We start from the raw sequence: 2,691 nt of genomic DNA, 5'->3' as shown, positions 1-2,691 counted from the left end.
AAAACGCCTCTGGCGTTGTAAGGTTAAGCCTCACGGGTCATTAGTACCGGTTAGCTCAACGCATCGCTGCGCTTACACACCCGGCCTATCAACGTCGTCGTCTTCAACGTCCCTTCAGGACCCTCAAGGGGTCAGGGAGAACTCATCTCGGGGCAAGTTTCGTGCTTAGATGCTTTCAGCACTTATCTTTTCCGCACTTAGCTACCGGGCAGTGCCATTGGCATGACAACCCGAACACCAGTGGTGCGTTCACTCCGGTCCTCTCGTACTAGGAGCAACCCCCCTCAATTCTCCAGCGCCCACGGCAGATAGGGACCGAACTGTCTCACGACGTTCTAAACCCAGCTCGCGTACCACTTTAAACGGCGAACAGCCGTACCCTTGGGACCTACTTCAGCCCCAGGATGTGATGAGCCGACATCGAGGTGCCAAACACCGCCGTCGATATGAACTCTTGGGCGGTATCAGCCTGTTATCCCCGGAGTACCTTTTATCCGTTGAGCGATGGCCCTTCCATTCAGAACCACCGGATCACTATGACCTGCTTTCGCACCTGCTCGAGCCGTCACTCTCGCAGTCAAGCCAGCTTATGCCATTGCACTAACCTCACGATGTCCGACCGTGATTAGCTGACCTTCGTGCTCCTCCGTTACTCTTTGGGAGGAGACCGCCCCAGTCAAACTACCCACCAGACACTGTCCGCACCCCGGATCACGGGGCCACGTTAGAACATCAAACATTAAAGGGTGGTATTTCAAGGATGGCTCCACGCAGACTGGCGTCCGCGCTTCAAAGCCTCCCACCTATCCTACACATCAAGGCTCAATGTTCAGTGTCAAGCTGTAGTAAAGGTTCACGGGGTCTTTCCGTCTTGCCGCGGGTACACTGCATCTTCACAGCGAGTTCAATTTCACTGAGTCTCGGGTGGAGACAGCCTGGCCATCATTACGCCATTCGTGCAGGTCGGAACTTACCCGACAAGGAATTTCGCTACCTTAGGACCGTTATAGTTACGGCCGCCGTTTACCGGGGCTTCGATCAAGAGCTTCTCCTTGCGGATAACCCCATCAATTAACCTTCCGGCACCGGGCAGGCGTCACACCGTATACGTCCACTTTCGTGTTTGCACAGTGCTGTGTTTTTAATAAACAGTTGCAGCCAGCTGGTATCTTCGACTGGCTTCAGCTCCGGGAGCAAGTCCCTTCACCTACGCGCCAGCGTGCCTTCTCCCGAAGTTACGGCACCATTTTGCCTAGTTCCTTCACCCGAGTTCTCTCAAGCGCCTTGGTATTCTCTACCTGACCACCTGTGTCGGTTTGGGGTACGATTCTGTGTTACCTGATGCTTAGAGGCTTTTCCTGGAAGCAGGGCATTTATCACTTCAGCACCGTAGTGCCTCGTCATCACGCCTCAGCGTTAATAAGAGTCCGGATTTACCTGGACCCTCCGCCTACACGCTTAAACCGGGACAACCGTCGCCCGGCTGATATAGCCTTCTCNAGTGTCGCTGCCGCAGCTTCGGTGCATGGTTTAGCCCCGTTACATCTTCCGCGCAGGCCGACTCGACCAGTGAGCTATTACGCTTTCTTTAAATGATGGCTGCTTCTAAGCCAACATCCTGGCTGTCTGTGCCTTCCCACATCGTTTCCCACTTAACCATGACTTTGGGACCTTAGCTGGCGGTCTGGGTTGTTTCCCTCTTCACGACGGACGTTAGCACCCGCCGTGTGTCTCCCGTGATAACATTCTCCGGTATTCGCAGTTTGCATCGGGTTGGTAAGCCGGGATGGCCCCCTAGCCGAAACAGTGCTCTACCCCCGGAGATGAATTCACGAGGCGCTACCTAAATAGCTTTCGGGGAGAACCAGCTATCTCCCGGTTTGATTGGCCTTTCACCCCCAGCCACAGGTCATCCGCTAATTTTTCAACATTAGTCGGTTCGGTCCTCCAGTTAGTGTTACCCAACCTTCAACCTGCCCATGGCTAGATCACCGGGTTTCGGGTCTATACCCTGCAACTTAACGCCCAGTTAAGACTCGGTTTCCCTGCGGCTCCCCTATACGGTTAACCTTGCTACAGAATATAAGTCGCTGACCCATTATACAAAAGGTACGCAGTCACACCACAAGGGTGCTCCCACTGCTTGTACGTACACGGTTTCAGGTTCTGTTTCACTCCCCTCGCCGGGGTTCTTTTCGCCTTTCCCTCACGGTACTGGTTCACTATCGGTCAGTCAGGAGTATTTAGCCTTGGAGGATGGTCCCCCCATATTCAGACAGGATACCACGTGTCCCGCCTTACTCATCGAGCTCACAGCGCGTGTGCTTTTGTGTACGGGAGTATCACCCTGTACCCTGCGACTTTCCAGACGCTTCCACTAACACACATGCTGATTCAGGCTCTGGGCTGCTCCCCGTTCGCTCGCCGCTACTGGGGGAATCTCGGTTGATTTCTTTTCCTCGGGGTACTTAGATGTTTCAGTTCCCCCGGTTCGCCTTGCAGCACTATGTATTCATGCTGCAATGATGCACTGGGTGCACCGGGTTTCCCCATTCGGACATCGACGGCTGTAGCGGTTCATATCACCTTACCGTCGCTTTACGCAGATTAGCACGTCCTTCATCGCCTCTGACTGCCAGGGCATCCACCGTGTACGCTTAGTCGCTTAACCTCACAACCCACAGGCGTTTT

At 54.2% G+C, this 2,691-nt stretch carries 1 rRNA gene; it reads right to left on the bottom strand.

Annotated elements, in window-relative coordinates:
* Window positions 1-19: 19 nt before the first annotated feature.
* A 23S ribosomal RNA gene (locus AC1V0D_RS21925) occupies window positions 20-2,671 on the bottom strand.
* Window positions 2,672-2,691: the final 20 nt, after the last annotated feature.

The sequence above is a fragment of the Pantoea sp. PA1 genome (assembly GCF_056856975.1).
The sequence above is the reverse complement of the archived record's forward strand: the minus strand, read 5'-3'. Positions and strand labels throughout refer to the sequence as shown.